The following is a 14,317-nucleotide window of genomic DNA, read 5'->3' as shown; positions in this document are numbered from 1 at the left end:
ATGGCCGACTATGAACAGCTCGCCGCGTTTCTGGCGACCGATCCCGACAATGCGGCGCTGATCGCCGATACCGCCCGCGCGGCGCTGGACGCCGGACGCCCGACGGAGGCGGCGGTGCTGGCGGCGCGGCACCGCGCGCTCGACGGCCCGTCCCCGGCGATGGATCATGTAATCGGTCTGGCGGCGATGGCGGCCGGGGACTGGACCGGAGCCGTCGCCGCATTCGGCGCGCTAAACGCCGCCGGGATCGCCGCTACCGGAATCGGCTATAACCTTGCCTGGTCGCACGCGATGCTGGGCCAGCATGACGACGCGATCGCGCTGCTGAACGACGATGTCGTCGCCGACCTGCCACAGGCGGCGCAACTGCTGATCGGGCTGCTCCACGATCGCGGCGACATCGACCGGGCGGAGGCGGTCGCGCGTGCGGCATTCGATCGGTTCCCGGACCATGTCGGCGTGAACGCCGTCATATCGACGCTGGCGATCGATATAGAGGATCTGGACCTCGCCGGTGCCGCCGCGTCGCGCGCGGGCGACCACCCGGACGCGCTGGTCACGCGCGGGACGCTGGCGATGGACGATAGCGATCCACAAGCGGCATCCGCACTGTTCGACGCCGCGCTGGCGGTACGGGCCGATCATCCCCGCGCGCTGGTCGGCCGGGGGCTGCTGGCACTGAATGCGCAGGACCCGGCGGCGGCATCGTGGCTGGATCGCGGGGCGGAAGCGTTCGGATCGCATCCCGGTTCGTGGATTGCCGCCGGATGGGCACATCTGTTGGCCGGGAATGCGGCAGACGCGCGGGTCCGGTTCGACCGGGCACTGGCGATCGACGATCGATTCGCGGAGGCGCAGGGTTCGCTGGCGGTACTGGATATCCTTGCGGGAGATGTCGTTGGTGGCCGGCGCCGTGCGGTGATCGCGCGGCGGCTCGACCCTGCATCCTTTTCGGCCGCACTGGCGGCGGCGATGCTGGCGGCGGGCGATGGCGACGCGGCAGCTGTGGAGCGGATCGTCGGGCTGGCGCTCACCACGCCGATCGACGATGGCGGAACGACGATCGCGCAGGCATTGGCGCGCATGGGCGGACCGGGATAGCGGGACGGACACAATATCCGCGACGGCTACGGCCTTACCCTGCGTTCATCGCCCGCGCATCGCATCGGCGGCGCGATCGATCATCGCGGGACCGCCCGGCATCGCTCCCACGATCCGCAACACGTCGTCCAGCACCGCACCGAATGCCGCATCATTGGCGATCGCCTCGCCCAGTTCCTCGGTCAGCAACCCGTGGACCACGGCGCGTCGCCGTTCGTCCTCGCCCAGCGCGTCGAACCTCGCCATCGCGCGCAGCCGGTCGACCGGACGTGGCGCGGCATCAGGGGTCGCCGCCCGCCGCGTACCCCCCGCCCCCTCGCGCGCCAGACGCGACAGCTTGTCGCGCAGCAGCAGCAGGACATGGTCGGTCCCGGCGACCCTCAATGCGCCCCGCCCCGCCCGCCCGGCTGCCCCAACAGGAACGAGGTCGCCGATGCCTCCGCGACATCCGGCACCGCCGGATCGATCAGCGCCGCGCACTGGTCGATGATCAGGCGCATGTCGTGATTGAGCGGCTGGGTCTCCACGTTCGCCGCGATCCCCGCTTCCAGTTCGACGATCGCATCCGCGAACCGGTCGTGGATCAGGTGCGTCAGGCCAACGACGAACCGGCGAAGCGGATGTTCGGTGGGCAGGGCGTTGAGCGGTTCCCATGTCGTCTGCGCCCGCAACGGTTCCGCCGACGTCAGTTCGAAAAACCCCAACTGGAACCGGGCGAGCGCGAAATCGGGGGCCAGCGCCACCGCGCGCGACAGCGATGCATGCGCCTCGATCGGACGGCCGCTGCCCGCCAGCATCGATCCGCGCAGGAAATGCAGCCGGGCATCGTCCGGATGCGCCGCGATCAACCGGTCGGCGATCGGCACCGCCTTGTCCGGGCCTTCTTCGGCGGCCGCAAGCACCCGGCGGATATCGTCGTCGTCGCACATCACCTATCTCCGATATCCGTGCAGTCGCCGGCGCAACCGGCCCAGCGCTGCGGCATGAAGCTGTGACACCCGCCCTTTCGACAGGCCCAGCAGGTCCGCGATCTGGACGAAGCCGACGCCGCCTTCGTAATGTTGGCGGATGATCGTCGCCTCGCGCTCCGGCAACTCCGCGATGCCGCGTCCCAGCACCATGTGCAACTCGCGCCATTCGAGGCTCTGATACGCGTTGGGGCGCGGATCGACGCCGTCCGCACCGACCACCAGCGTGCTCCCCTCCAGCATCAGGCCGATCGCCAGACCCGATACCAGCGCCGCCAGCGCCGCGACCGGATCGCGGTCCTGAACATCGCACAGCGACCGGGCGCGATCGGTTTCGATCCGGCGGCGTTGTGAAAAGGTCGCGTCGCTTTCGCTCATCCGCGCCGATCCGTCGGCGATGCTGCCGACGATCCGCCGCCGCGCATAGGCGCCGAACGGGATGCCACGCAGCGGATCGTAGCGGTCGATCGCCTGCAACAGCCCCTCATAGGCGAAATGCTCCATATCGCCCAGATCGGCGCCATGTTTCGGTCGCCGCCCATGCTGCCGTCGCGCGATCGTGCGCGCCAGCGTGCGATAGCGGCTGAAGATCTGTTCGCGGCACCGTACTTCTTGCTCGAACCGCAGCCGCCGCCACAGCGACGCCTCGACCCGCGGCGGCATCTGCACGAGATATAGGCCGGTCCTGCGCGTCATCGGAAACTGCCGAGCACCCCTTGCAACACCAGCCCCCACCCATCGATCAGCACGAACATCAGGATCTTGATCGGCAGGGAAATGGTCGCCGGCGGGACCATCATCATTCCCAGCGCAAGGAGGATGCTCGCCACGACCAGGTCGATCAGCAGGAACGGCAACAGGATCACGAACCCGATCGTGAACGACACGCGCAGTTCGTTGAGGATGAAGGCGGGGGCCAGCTTCAGCGTCTCGACATCCTCCGCCCGTCGCGGCAGCGGCGTGCGGCTGATCGCATAGATCGATTCCAGATCGGAATCGCGCGTCTGCGCCAGCATGAAACGGCGCAACGGCGCGGCCCCGGCGGTCATCGCCTGCTCGACCCCGATCCGCCCCGCCATCAGCGGTTGCAGCGCGTCGGCGTTGATGCGGGTCATCGTCGGCCCCATCGTGAACGCGGTCAGGAACAGCGACAGCGCGATCAGCACCGGGGTCGGCGGCGTTTCCGGCATGCCGAATGCGTGGCGCACCATCGACAGCACGATCACCGTCCGCACGAAACTGGTCATGCTGATAACGATCGCGGGCAACACCGCGAGCAGCGTCAGGATCAGCGCGGTCCGCACGACGTCGGTGCCGATCACGCCCCCGGCGACCGGCGCTGCGGCGATCAGCGCGCTCACGGCGTCGGCTCCGTCGCGGGTTCGGACCGCAGCACCTGTTGCCCAGCGGCGGACGACAGCACTAAATATTCACGGTCGTCGCACCGCAACAGGCACAGGTCGGCGTGCGCACTGACCCGGCGGCTTTCGACGACGGCGATCCGACGTCCGGCGCGTCCGGTCGGGACCAGTCGTCCGCCGCCGCGCTTCAGCAGCACCGCCGCTAGCGCGGCGAGCATCAGGCACAGCAGCAGCGCGCCGACGATCCGCGTCGACGACACGTCGAACGCCGCGCCCCCGCCCAGCCGCACCGGTGCGGCGGCAAGGACCGTCATTCCGGCCACTGCGCGATCTCCGTCAACCGGACCCCGAACCGGTCATCGACCGCGACCAGTTCGCCGCGCGCGACCGTCACCTCGCCCAGCCGCAACTCGACCTGCCGATTGAGCGCCGCGTCGAGCGGCACGACCGCGCCGGGTTTCAGCGCGGTCAGCGCGCCGACGGTCATCCGCGCCTTCCCCAGCATCGCGTCCAGTTCGACCGCGACGCTGTCGATCAACGTCGGGCTGACGCAAGGAACCGATGGGCTGCCGTCGTTCATGGTCGATCCTTCACGCTGCGACATCGACGATCTCCAGAACCGGGGCCGGGTGGGCGGGGACCACGCGAACGCGACCGCGCGGCAGCGGACGGCCATCCACCGCAATCGGGACCGGATCGGCGAGCGGGTGGTCGAGCACCACCACGTCGCCGACCTCCAGCGCGCGCAGATCGGCCACGCGCATCGCCGCCCGGCCGACCGTAGCGCTGACCGACACCCCGATCGCCGCCAGCGCCTGCGCACCCGATCCCAGCGGCTCCGGCGTTACCGGTGGCAACGTCCGCACGCACAGCGCGGCGAACAGCGCATCCGACAGTCCGAACGCCAGCCCGTCGCGAAGCGTGGCGCTCCAGCGTGGTACATGCGTCACCGGACGCGCCCCGCCGCCGCCGCCGGTCAGCGCGGCCAGCCGGTCGCGAAGATCGATCAGGCACGGTTCGGCCATGCTTTCCATCAGCGCGCGATCCGCCCCGTCGCGTGCTTGCCCCGACAGGCCAAGGATATGCGCGCCGATCGCCAGCGCGGTATCGGGCGCGAACCCGATCGCCAGCCCGGCATCGTCTTCCCGCCAAGCCAGCGCGCCGCTCGCGCCCTGTTCGAGGCGCGGTGTCCGAACCTGCCCGTCCGCGAACCAGTGCGCCGCCCATGCGGCGACCGGCGCGGCGAACAACGCGTTGAGCGCGGCGGGGGGCCGGGTATCGGCCGGCAGCCATCGTGTCGCGACCATGGTCAACCCTGCCCCCGGATGCCGAACAGCTGCTGAATCATGTCGTTCGACACGCTGACGATCTGCGACGATGCCTGAAAGCCGCGCTGGATCAGGATCAGATCGCCGAATTGCTGCGACAGGTCGACGTTCGACGCCTCCAGCCGTTGCGACCGCACCAGCCCGACGCGCGGGTCGTCGCTGGCCAGCAGCATCCGCTGCCCCGGCACCTGCTCCGCGAACACGCCGTTGCGCTGTTCCAGCGCGGTGGGATCGCGGAAATCGGCCAGCGCGATCGCCCCGCCATCGACGCTCTGTCCGTTGGAATAGGACAGTTCCAGCCGGCCCTCGGCATCGGCGGCGATGCCGGTAACCGTGCCCGCGCCATAGCCGTCGATGTTCGCCGCCCGCAGCGTCGACACCTCGCCGCCCGAAAAGGATGAAACGCCGCCGGAAAAATCGAACGCGACGGTCAGCCCCGACGCAGCATCGGTGAAATCGAGCCTCGAGGTCGCGGGATCTACCATCCCGCCGATGAATTTCAGCGTCTGCGTCCCGATCGCCGCGCCCGTGTCGTCGGTGACCGCGATCGACCAGCTACCTGCGGCGGCATTCGCGTCGCGCGTGAATTGCGCCGTCCACACATGCGCCGCGCCGGTCGCGTCGAACACGCGCAGGTCACCGACGGCAAAGCTCTGCGCGGTCGATGAAAGATTGTCGGCAAAGCGGATCGCGCTGGTCGGCTTGGGCGCGCTGGTGCGCTGCGCGTCGATCGACAGGCTGACCGCACGCCCGTTGCCGTCCAGCGTCGCCAGCCGGTAATCGGTGCCGGTCATCACGATGAAGCCCGCCGGATCGACCTCGAAACTGCCGGTACGGGCATAGAGCGTCCGGTCGCCATCGAGCAGCACCAGGAAACCGTTGCCGTCGACCGACAGGTCGAGATCGCGGTCGGTAGGCCGCAATTCGCCCTGTTTGAAGTTCAGCGTGCTGTCGGCCACCGCGACGCCATAGCCGTCGCCGCCGCCCTTCCCGGTCATCGACAGTCCGCCGCGATCCGACGCGCCGTACAGGTTGCGGAAACTGACCGTCGATCCTTTGAACCCCGTGGTGTTCAGGTTCGCGACGTTGTTGCTGACCTGTTGCAGCCCCCGCGAATAGGCGTTCAGGCCGCTAAGCCCGATATAGATGGCACCGAACATCAATTATTCTCCCTGACCTGGACGATGGTCCCGATCGCGATCCCGCTGATGGTGCGGTCGTCGTCGGTGTCGATGGTGACGGTGGCGACGCCACCGGACAGCGCGACGGCGGTCACCACGCCCGACAGCGTCGCCGCCCCGGCGGCCACGTCGACCCGGCGGCCCAGAAGCCCCGTCGCCTGATTGGTCGCCTGAACCGCCATCAGCGATTCCAGCCGGTCGTTCGTAGTCTGGACCTGCTGAACCTGCGAAAATTGCGCGAGCTGCGAAACGAACTGGAAATTATCCATCGGCTTCAACGGGTCCTGATAGGTCAGCTGCGTCAGGATGATCTTGAGCAGCGCATCGAAGCCGAGGCCGAACGCACTCGTCGCCGTATCCGGCGCAACCGGATCGCTGGCGGGCGTGCCGGGAGCGACCGGGGTGATCGGGGCGGTCTGCATCAACGTCGTTCCCGTTGCAGGCCGCGCGGCGCGGCGATGATCGTGACATAGGCGGGTGGATAGCCATGCGCGGACAGCATCCCCGCGACCTCGTCGGCCAGCACGCTTCGCTCTTGCTCGCTCAGCCCGTCGACCTGCGCCGCGACCTCGATGCCCCGCGCGGCGGCGTGGACCGCGACCGCGACGAACGCCCCGGCGGGCAGCGGCGGTTGCCGCACGGCCGGCGACTTCGGCGCGAGAGCCGAAGCCGCGGCACGTACGGGAGCGCGAAGATCGGCAGGACGCGGCGTCGCACCGGCGATGATGCCCGGCGCTCGCAGCATCAGCGACACTGGCGCGGACCGCCCGGCGGTCGGCCTTTCAGGCATCGTCGCCTGCACGATCCGTCCCGCGACGACCGTTCCGGTCGTACCGGCCCCCGCCCCAGACACGGCGATTTGGCTCGCCACCACCTCGATCGGGCCTTCAACCGGCTCGACCGCCGCTGGCGGGATCGCCGACACAACCGGCACGGCGCCAGCGACCGCGCTGCCGAAGAACCCGTCCTGATTGAACCGTTCGGCGCGCACCTCGTCGCGGGGCGACAACGCAGAGGCCGACGACGAAGCCGTCAACAGATCGGCGAACCGGACCGCCGGTGCCGAAACGCTCTGGATACCGCTCGCATGGGGAAGCCGGTCGACCGGCGGCTGGATCGTCACCGCTGCCATTTGAACGTCTCCCGATCCGCGATCATGGCCAGCGTCCGTTCGTCGGCGCGGTGGCGCGCGTGCCGTGCGGCGGCCTTCGCATGCGTTTCCATCGCCCGACGGCGTGCGTCCTCGCGCTGCCACGCCTGCGCCGACAGCGCGGTCGCCGCCGCCGCGTCGTGCCGCTGCGCAATGGCCGTCGCGCTGTTCGCCGCGCATAGCGTCAGGGCACGGGCGTACGCCGTGCCCAGCGCCGGGTCGAAACGCTCCGTGAGGTGGCGCTGCCATGCGTCGCCCGCTTCGGACAGCGCTGCATCCGCCGTCGCCGCATCGGCTCGGGCGTCCGCTTCGGCACGCATCGCCCGCGCATGCGCCGCCCGGGCCCGGTCGACGCGTGCGGCGACGACCATCTGCAACGCCTTCGGAATCCGGTCAGCCATGACGCGTCCCCCGGTGCAGTGCGGTCAACTGCCGGATCGTCTCGGTGAACGGCGTGCGGATCGCCTGACCCTGCCGCAGGATCTTGGCCAGCGGCTCGCGTGCCGCCACCGCCGCGTCGATCGCGGCACTGGCCCCCGGCTGGTACAGGCCGCTTTCGATCATCACGCGCGCCTCGTCATGCGTCGCCAGATGCGCGATCGCGGCGCGTGCCGCCTGTGCATGGTCCGGCGTCATCAGTCTTGCCGACTGTCGGCTGATGCTGCGGATCGGGTCGATCGCCGGGAAATGCCCGCGATCGGCCAGCGTACGCGACAACACGATATGCCCGTCCAGCAGCGACTTCATCGTCTCCACGATCGGATCATCGACCTCGTCGGTTTCGCTCAACACGCTCATCACCGTTGTGATCGCACCGCCCGATCGCGTCGCGCCGCACCGTTCGACGATGCGCGGCAACGCGGCGAAGACACCCGGCGTATAGGCCCGCACCGTCGGCGGTTCGCCTGCTGCCAACCCGATCTCGCGCAGCGCCATCGCCAGCCGCGTGACCGAATCGACGACCAGCAGGACATGCTCGCCCCGGTCGCGCCAGTGTTCGGCAAGGCACAGTGCGGTCGATACGCAGCGCGCGCGCATTGCCGCGCTTTCGTCCGACGTCGCCGCCACCAGCGTCGCGCGATCCGCATCGGGCCAAGCCGACACGCTGCGCCAGAACCCGGCGACCTCGCGCCCGCGCTCCCCGACCAGACACAGGATGCGGCGGGTGGCCGGGGTCTGCGCGACGATCTGTTCCAGCAGCGCGGTCTTGCCGACGCCGCTGGCCGCGAACACGCCGATCCGCTGGCCCCGACCCAGTGTCAGCAGCGCGTCGATCGCACGAATGCCAGTTTCCAGCACATGGTCGGACGCCGTGCGCTCCAGTGGGGGAAGCGGGACGCCGCGCGCCGGAACATGCCCCGCCGGCCGGATCGCCGCGCCGCCGTCGATCGGCCGGCCCAGCGCGTCGATCGCGCGTCCGCCATAGCCGTCGCCGACCCCGATCCGTCCGCCCTGCGCCACGGCCTCGACCCGCGCACCGATCCGCACCGGCTCCCCGTCCTCGACCGGAACCAGCACCAGCGTATCGGCATCGACCGCCGCGACCTCCGCCAGCCGCCCGTCGACGCGGCACAGATCGCCGATCGTCGCCATCGGGCCGGTCGCCTCGATCCGGCCGGGCGTCACCCGCCGGACCACGCCATAAGCAATGGCCGGTTCCAGTTCGGCGATGCGGGTCAGGAACGGGTGCGGCGTCATGCCTGTGCCAGTCCGTCCAGCATGTGCGCGATCACATCCCATTGGCCGGGCACGTCCAGATCGACCTGCCCCAGCCGCGCCGTCATCCGGCACGCGCCGGACGGAAGGACGGGATCGATCGTCACGACCGCATCGCTGCCCGTGCCCCGCACCGCCGTCGTCAGCGCGGTGTCTTGGGCGAAATCCACCCCGCTGACGCGCACCGTCAGCACTGTCTGATCCCGCAGGACCGCCAGCCGATGCGCCAGCGCATCGACGACCATCGCCGCCATCGCCTCGGGGCGGGCGAACACGCGGCCAAGACACGCACGCGCCAGTGCCGCCGCCAGTCCGTCGAGCGTGGCAAGACGTTCGCCAAGCCGACCCGCTTCGTCTGAAACACCCTTGCGAACCGCTTCGACCCGCCCGGTTTCGTCCAGTTCGACCGATGCGATGCCTGCGCGCCGTCCTTCCGCCACCCCGTCCCGATGCGCCCTGGCGACCGCGTCCCGCGCGGCCGCCGCCGCGCGATCCATCGCCTCGCGCAGGGCCGCCACTTCCGCCGCCAGCGCCGCCCGTTCGGCGAGCAGCCGCGTGACGGCGTCGTCCGCGACTACCCCCGACCGCGCCGACAATGGCCGGACGCCATCGGCCGCCCCGGACTGTTTCAGGACGACCATCGGTCAGCCTCCCCCCAACGCGGCACGCAACCGTCCGAACAGCGACGGGCCGGGCTGCGACGGGGATGGCGGCGCGAACTGTCCCGCCATGCGCGTCAGCACCGCGCGCGCGGCGGGTGTCATCGCATCGCCGGGTGCCGCGATCCGCGCCGCGATATCGGCCGCGAACGGTGATGCCGCGTCAGGATCGGCCGCATCCAGCGCCGCCACGACGCGTCGCCGTTCGGTCGGGGCCAGCCGTGCCAGCACCGCACGCCGGTCCCCCGGCGACAAAGCCCCCAACCGGTCGATCGGATCGTCAGCCTGCGACATGATCGCCTCCGTCGCCCTGCGCGACCCGGCGGCGCAGCGTCTCGGCGAACGCCTCCTGCTCCGCATCCGACAGCCGCGCGGCTGACCGGCGGCGCAATACGATCAGCAGGATGCCGACCATCGCGACCGCCGCCCACGGCCACCACCGTGTCGCGTCGTCAGGCGGCGGCGCGGTAGGTGCGATCACGTCCCGCCCTGCCGGAGGAGCAACCGGCACCGCCGCAGCCATGCCCGCGACCGCTCCGGCTTCGAACGCCAGCCCATCGCCCCGTGCATCGTCCAGCCCCACCGCCGGTCGGATCGCGGCGGCCAGCGCCACCTGCTCCGCCGCATCCAGCGGCCGGGGCGTGACCAGCGTCACCTGCAAGGCGAAATCGCGCGCCTCCACCCCCGGCGTCCCCGCCACACCGGGCGGCAGTGGCAGCGCCACCACGCGCAGCTCATGCGCCAGCCCCGGACGCAGAGACGAAACCGCCGCCCGCGCCAGTGCGCCATAATATCGCTCGTCCCCAACTGCCGCCGACGGTTCCGCCGCCGCCGGACTGACCACGCGCCCCTCGGCGTCCAGCACCACCACGCGCTCGACCGGAAGGTCCGGCACCGCCGCCGCGACCAGCCGCTGGATGCCCGCGACGCGTGCTGCATCGGGCACCGCGCCCCCGCGCATCTGCACGCTCACCGCCGCGCCCGGTTCGGTCCGGTCGTCACGGAACAGCGTCCGTTCGGGTAGCGCCAGATGCACCCGCGCACTCTCCACGCCGTCCATCCGCGCGATCGTGCGCACCAGTTCGCCCTGCAACGCGCGCTGGTAATTGATCTTCTGCGCGAAGCCGGTCAGCCCCATGTCGGACTTGTCGAACAGTTCGAACCCGACCTCGCCCGCATCCATCCGCACCAGCGCCAGCCGCGTCGCATCGACCTGCGCCGTCGGCACCAGCACCGTCGTGCCGCCGTCGCGCAATTCATAGGCCGTGCCGCGCTTGTCGAGTTCGGCGACGATCGCCGCCGCCTCCCCCGGCCGCACATGATCGGCCAGCGTCGCATAACCGCCGCGCGCGAACGCGTAATAGGCCGCACCCAGCAGCGCGATCACCGTGACGAACACGCCGCCGATCACCAGCCACTGCCGCCGGGAAGAGGAAACGGGATCGCTCATAGCTGCATGTTCATCAGCTCGCGATATCCCTCGACCAGCCGGGCGCGGACCTGCATCGCGAGTTCGAGCGACAGCCGCGCTTCCTCCAGCGCCATGGTGACGTGGTGGATCGGCACGCCGTCGTCGACCGCAAGTCGCCGCACGAGCGTGTCGGCCTCCGCCAGCTTGGTATCGACCGTCCGGATGCCGTCGAGCAGCAGCGCGCCGAACCCGGGCACCACCGGCGGCATCGCCGCGACCGGGACGGGTTGCAGCGCGATCGGCGACGCTTCCACGCTGCCCAGCGGCGGTATCGCGGCGGTCATGCCTGTTTGCCCAGTTCGAGCGCGCGGGCATACATCTGGTGCGCGATGCCCATCGCGGTCAGGTTCGCTTCATAGGCGCGGGCGGTGCGGATCATCAGCGCCATCTCGCCCGCCTGATCGATGCCGGGGTATGTCACGAACCCCTCCGCATCGGCATGCGGATGACCGGGTTCGTGGACCCGCCGCACCCCGCCCGCGACCGGCTCGACGCCCAGCACCGTCACGCCCGAGACCTGCGGCCCCGCACCGACCATCGCGCGAAACCCGCCCGCCGGCCCCGACACCAGGCGCATCGCATGATAGGGCGGCACCCCGTTGTTGTTGACACCACTGCTGTTGGCGTTGGCGATGTTCGCGGCGATCACTTGCAATCGCTGCCATTCGACATCGAGGCCGGTACGGCTGATCCGGGCGGCGTCCAACTCAGCGTCCCCCCGTGATCGCGGTGCGCATCAGGGCCGTTTCGCGGCCCAGCACGTCGATCAGCGCGGCGAAGCGCAACGACGTCTGCGCCGCCGTCGCCAGTTCGAGGTCGAGCCGGGGTTCGTCGCCATAGGCGGATACGTCCGCCCAGTGCGTCTGCGGTCGCACCGCCGCCACCGCTGCCGCGCCGCGCCCGGCGGCGGTGCGCAGTTCGGTTTCGAAATCGACCCGCACCGCCCGGTATCCGCGCGTGCCGGCGTTGGCGATATTGGCGGCCGTCGCCTCGGCACGAGCGGCAAGGCCGTCCAGCGCGGTGGCGACGACGCGCGAGGTCAGCGCATCCATGTCCATGGTCCTCATTTGACGATCAGTTCGGCGTGCAGCGCGCCAGCAGCCTTGATGGCCTGCAGGATGCCGATCATCCGCTGCGTATCGACGCGTGCCCGCGACAGGCCCTGCACCAGATCGGCGATGGTCGTGCTGCCGAAGCGGATGGCCGCATCGCCGCTCCCCTGTCGCACGTCCAGCCGGGTATTGGTCACGGTCAGGCTGCGGACCCCGGCATCCGGTTCTACGTCGCTGGCGAAGCCCGCATAGAACCCCGGCTGCGACGCGATATTCTCCGCCACCACCGACACGCGGATGTCGCCCTGTGCGATGACCACCGGCGACAGCGTCACGTCGCCGCCCGCGACCACCGTGCCGGTGCGTTCGTTGATGACCACCCGCCGCGCGGTCGCCGGGACCACCGCCACCGATTCCAGCGCCGCGAGGAACCCGGTCAGACCGGTCGCCACGCCGGTATAGCGCACCCGCACCTCGTCGGCGTTGCGCGCCCATGCGACCCCCGCGCCGAACCGGCGGACGATCTCCGCCGCGATCCGCTCGGCCGTCTCGAAACCGGGATCGGCGAGCAGGAACGACAATTCCCCGCCGGGCTTCAGGATGTTGCTGTCGACCGCCGCCTCGACCGTCGCCCCGGCCTCCAGAATGGCGGAGGTCGGATAATTGCGCTGTTCGCGGTTCAGGTCGCTGTCGAAGCGATGCCCGCCGACCAGCAACGGCCCCTGCGCCAGCGCATAGGATTTTCCGTCCGGCCCAAGCAGCGGGGTCATGACCAGCGTACCCCCGGCGAGGCTGCGTGCATCGCCGATCGACGCGATCGTCGCATCGATCCGGTCGCCGACATTGGCCGATGCCGGCAACATGCCCGTCACCATCACCACCGCGACGTTACGACTGCTGATTTCCGCGTCGGCGACGTTGGTGCCCAACCGGTTGAGCACGTTGCGCAGCGCCTGCCGCGTCACGACGCTGCGGCGGCTGTCGCCCGACCCCGACAGGCCGACGACCAGCCCATAGCCGACCAGCGCGTTTTGGCGCCAGCCGTCGAACCGGCCCAGCGCCGCGATCGGCACCGGTTGCGCCATGGCCGGTGTCGCGACCATGGTCGCCAGCGCGACCGAAAGGATAGCAGCCAGCCGGCGCATCATCCCAGCCCCAGCAGCCCGAACAGCCGGTTCAATAGCCCCGGCTTCGATCCGCGCGATACGAATCCCTTGCCGCCATAATCGATCTCCGCATCGGCGATGCGTGACGACAGGACGGTATTGTCCGCACCGATATCGGCGACGCGCACCCGGCCGCGCACGCCGACTTCGGTCCGTTCGCCGCTGATCGCCATGCGTTGCCGGCCCGTCACGATCAGGTCGCCGTTCGGCAGCACCGCGCTCACCGTTACGCTCAGCCGCGTGACCAGCCGTTCGCTCCGCCGCGCCTCGCCCCGCCCGGTAAAACCGCCGCCGATCGTCGCACGGCCGGTTTCCGCGATCGATCCCACATCGATCCCCGTCGAAAGATCCGTGGCCTTGCGCGTATCGTTCTGCGCCGAATGACTGGCATCCGCCGTCTGCTGGACGATGATGGTCAGCGTATCGCCCGCCTGCGTGGCGCGCTGGTCGGTGACAAGGGCGCCCCAGCCGCCGGGCCGGTACAGGTCGTCCGCCGGGCCCGGCAGCAATGCGGCGGCCAGTGCGAGCAGCGGCATCATGCCCCGATCCCCGCCGCGACGGGTACGGCGAACACCTGCCCCTGCGCATCGGTCACGAACACCGAACGCCCCGCCTGGCTGGGTTGCAGCGTCGTCACGGGACGTTCGATCGCGACCGGACCGGCCACCGAACGCAGCGTCAGCGTCGTGCCCGCCGCCACCCGGTCGGCGGTGGCGGGCGTCAGGCGACCCAGCATCGCGCCCGCCGTCACTGCCGACCGCACGACCGGCAGGCCGCCGCGCATCGCGATCCGCGCCGGGTCGGATGCACAGGGCGCAATGGCGACGTCGCGGATCGATATCACGGCGCCCGCCGCCAATGGCTTCGTGCTGCGCCAGCATGGCGGGGGCTGGGATACGGGCGGATCGAACGCGATGGTGACGCCGCCGTTGCCTGCCACGTCGAACCCCGTGGCACGCCGCACCAGCGCCGCGACCGCCGGTCCGGTCAGGGTCACGCGCCGTTGCCGTGCGGGCATCCGCAACACCACGCGCTGCGCCTGCGCCCCGGTGAACCGCCGGTCCCGCGTATCGCGCAGCAGATCGCCGAGCGTCACCTCGCGCACATGCACCACCGCCGTCGACGCGAGCGTCAGCCCGGCCGCCAAAGCCATCATCATTGCCT

The 14,317-nt window shown here is 70.4% G+C and carries 22 protein-coding genes; 1 reads left to right on the top strand and 21 read right to left on the bottom strand.

What is annotated here, in order from left to right:
* The gene (locus IFT55_RS13015) at window positions 1-1,101 is read left to right on the top strand and encodes a tetratricopeptide repeat protein (protein ID WP_192092730.1); all 1,101 of its coding nucleotides are present in this window, start codon (window positions 1-3) and stop codon (window positions 1,099-1,101) included.
* A gap of 45 nt (window positions 1,102-1,146) precedes the next feature.
* Here the strand turns inward: IFT55_RS13015 and IFT55_RS13010 are convergent, their stop codons facing one another.
* The 21 genes from IFT55_RS13010 to IFT55_RS12910 are packed head-to-tail and all read right to left on the bottom strand — an operon-like array spanning window position 1,147 to window position 14,312.
* Window positions 1,147-1,485 (bottom strand): hypothetical protein, encoded by a 339-nt coding sequence (locus tag IFT55_RS13010; protein WP_192092728.1) that lies wholly within the window; start codon window positions 1,483-1,485, stop codon window positions 1,147-1,149.
* On the bottom strand, window positions 1,482-2,030 hold the full coding sequence (locus IFT55_RS13005; protein WP_192092726.1) for a tetratricopeptide repeat protein: 549 nt from the start codon (window positions 2,028-2,030) through the stop codon (window positions 1,482-1,484). Before IFT55_RS13005 ends, IFT55_RS13010 begins: the two co-directional genes overlap by 4 nt.
* A 3-nt stretch (window positions 2,031-2,033) precedes the next feature.
* On the bottom strand, window positions 2,034-2,765 hold the full coding sequence (locus tag IFT55_RS13000; protein ID WP_192092723.1) for a sigma-70 family RNA polymerase sigma factor: 732 nt from the start codon (window positions 2,763-2,765) through the stop codon (window positions 2,034-2,036).
* Window positions 2,762-3,430 carry a flagellar type III secretion system pore protein FliP gene (gene fliP / locus IFT55_RS12995; protein WP_342029311.1) on the bottom strand — a complete coding sequence of 223 codons (669 nt, stop codon included), beginning with the start codon at window positions 3,428-3,430 and terminating at the stop codon, window positions 2,762-2,764. The genes IFT55_RS13000 and fliP overlap by 4 nt, the downstream gene beginning before the upstream one ends.
* A complete protein-coding gene (locus IFT55_RS12990; protein ID WP_192092721.1) occupies window positions 3,427-3,753 on the bottom strand; it encodes a hypothetical protein in 327 nt (108 codons plus the stop codon). Before IFT55_RS12990 ends, fliP begins: the two co-directional genes overlap by 4 nt.
* Complete coding sequence (locus IFT55_RS12985; RefSeq protein ID WP_192092719.1) at window positions 3,741-4,010, bottom strand: FliM/FliN family flagellar motor switch protein; 270 nt, start codon at window positions 4,008-4,010, stop codon at window positions 3,741-3,743. The genes IFT55_RS12990 and IFT55_RS12985 overlap by 13 nt, the downstream gene beginning before the upstream one ends.
* A gap of 10 nt (window positions 4,011-4,020) precedes the next feature.
* Window positions 4,021-4,737: a FliM/FliN family flagellar motor switch protein gene (locus IFT55_RS12980; protein WP_192092717.1), complete on the bottom strand. Its 717-nt coding sequence runs from the start codon at window positions 4,735-4,737 to the stop codon at window positions 4,021-4,023.
* Window positions 4,738-4,739: 2 nt separating this feature from the next.
* Window positions 4,740-5,918 (bottom strand): flagellar hook-basal body complex protein, encoded by a 1,179-nt coding sequence (locus tag IFT55_RS12975; protein ID WP_192092715.1) that lies wholly within the window; start codon window positions 5,916-5,918, stop codon window positions 4,740-4,742.
* Window positions 5,918-6,361, bottom strand: a complete 444-nt coding sequence (locus IFT55_RS12970; RefSeq protein WP_192092713.1) for a flagellar hook assembly protein FlgD — start codon at window positions 6,359-6,361, stop codon at window positions 5,918-5,920. Before IFT55_RS12970 ends, IFT55_RS12975 begins: the two co-directional genes overlap by 1 nt.
* Window positions 6,361-7,071 (bottom strand): hypothetical protein, encoded by a 711-nt coding sequence (locus IFT55_RS12965; protein WP_192092711.1) that lies wholly within the window; start codon window positions 7,069-7,071, stop codon window positions 6,361-6,363. Before IFT55_RS12965 ends, IFT55_RS12970 begins: the two co-directional genes overlap by 1 nt.
* Entirely contained in the window at window positions 7,059-7,490 is a 432-nt protein-coding gene (locus IFT55_RS12960) for a hypothetical protein (RefSeq protein ID WP_192092709.1), read from the bottom strand. The genes IFT55_RS12965 and IFT55_RS12960 overlap by 13 nt, the downstream gene beginning before the upstream one ends.
* Window positions 7,483-8,787, bottom strand: coding sequence for a FliI/YscN family ATPase (locus IFT55_RS12955; RefSeq protein WP_192092707.1), 1,305 nt, complete (start codon window positions 8,785-8,787; stop codon window positions 7,483-7,485). The genes IFT55_RS12960 and IFT55_RS12955 overlap by 8 nt, the downstream gene beginning before the upstream one ends.
* Entirely contained in the window at window positions 8,784-9,446 is a 663-nt protein-coding gene (locus IFT55_RS12950) for a hypothetical protein (protein WP_192092705.1), read from the bottom strand. The genes IFT55_RS12955 and IFT55_RS12950 overlap by 4 nt, the downstream gene beginning before the upstream one ends.
* 3 nt (window positions 9,447-9,449) lie before the next feature.
* The gene (locus IFT55_RS12945) at window positions 9,450-9,758 is read right to left on the bottom strand and encodes a hypothetical protein (RefSeq protein WP_192092703.1); all 309 of its coding nucleotides are present in this window, start codon (window positions 9,756-9,758) and stop codon (window positions 9,450-9,452) included.
* A complete protein-coding gene (fliF, locus tag IFT55_RS12940) occupies window positions 9,745-10,914 on the bottom strand; it encodes a flagellar basal-body MS-ring/collar protein FliF (protein ID WP_192092702.1) in 1,170 nt (389 codons plus the stop codon). The genes IFT55_RS12945 and fliF overlap by 14 nt, the downstream gene beginning before the upstream one ends.
* Window positions 10,911-11,219, bottom strand: coding sequence for a flagellar hook-basal body complex protein FliE (locus tag IFT55_RS12935; RefSeq protein ID WP_192092700.1), 309 nt, complete (start codon window positions 11,217-11,219; stop codon window positions 10,911-10,913). The genes fliF and IFT55_RS12935 overlap by 4 nt, the downstream gene beginning before the upstream one ends.
* Window positions 11,216-11,641, bottom strand: a complete 426-nt coding sequence (locus IFT55_RS12930; RefSeq protein WP_192092698.1) for a flagellar basal body rod protein FlgC — start codon at window positions 11,639-11,641, stop codon at window positions 11,216-11,218. The genes IFT55_RS12935 and IFT55_RS12930 overlap by 4 nt, the downstream gene beginning before the upstream one ends.
* A 1-nt stretch (window position 11,642) precedes the next feature.
* The gene (locus tag IFT55_RS12925; RefSeq protein ID WP_197976451.1) at window positions 11,643-12,002 is read right to left on the bottom strand and encodes a flagellar basal body rod protein FlgB; all 360 of its coding nucleotides are present in this window, start codon (window positions 12,000-12,002) and stop codon (window positions 11,643-11,645) included.
* Window positions 11,999-13,135: a flagellar basal body P-ring protein FlgI gene (flgI, locus tag IFT55_RS12920; RefSeq protein WP_192092696.1), complete on the bottom strand. Its 1,137-nt coding sequence runs from the start codon at window positions 13,133-13,135 to the stop codon at window positions 11,999-12,001. The genes IFT55_RS12925 and flgI overlap by 4 nt, the downstream gene beginning before the upstream one ends.
* Complete coding sequence (locus tag IFT55_RS12915; protein ID WP_192092694.1) at window positions 13,132-13,692, bottom strand: flagellar basal body L-ring protein FlgH; 561 nt, start codon at window positions 13,690-13,692, stop codon at window positions 13,132-13,134. Before IFT55_RS12915 ends, flgI begins: the two co-directional genes overlap by 4 nt.
* Window positions 13,689-14,312, bottom strand: a complete 624-nt coding sequence (locus IFT55_RS12910) for a hypothetical protein (RefSeq protein WP_192092692.1) — start codon at window positions 14,310-14,312, stop codon at window positions 13,689-13,691. Before IFT55_RS12910 ends, IFT55_RS12915 begins: the two co-directional genes overlap by 4 nt.
* Window positions 14,313-14,317: the final 5 nt, after the last annotated feature.

It is taken from the genome of Sphingomonas sp. CFBP 13720, assembly GCF_014842075.1.
Classification (GTDB): domain Bacteria; phylum Pseudomonadota; class Alphaproteobacteria; order Sphingomonadales; family Sphingomonadaceae; genus Sphingomonas.
The sequence above is the reverse complement of the archived record's forward strand: the minus strand, read 5'-3'. Positions and strand labels throughout refer to the sequence as shown.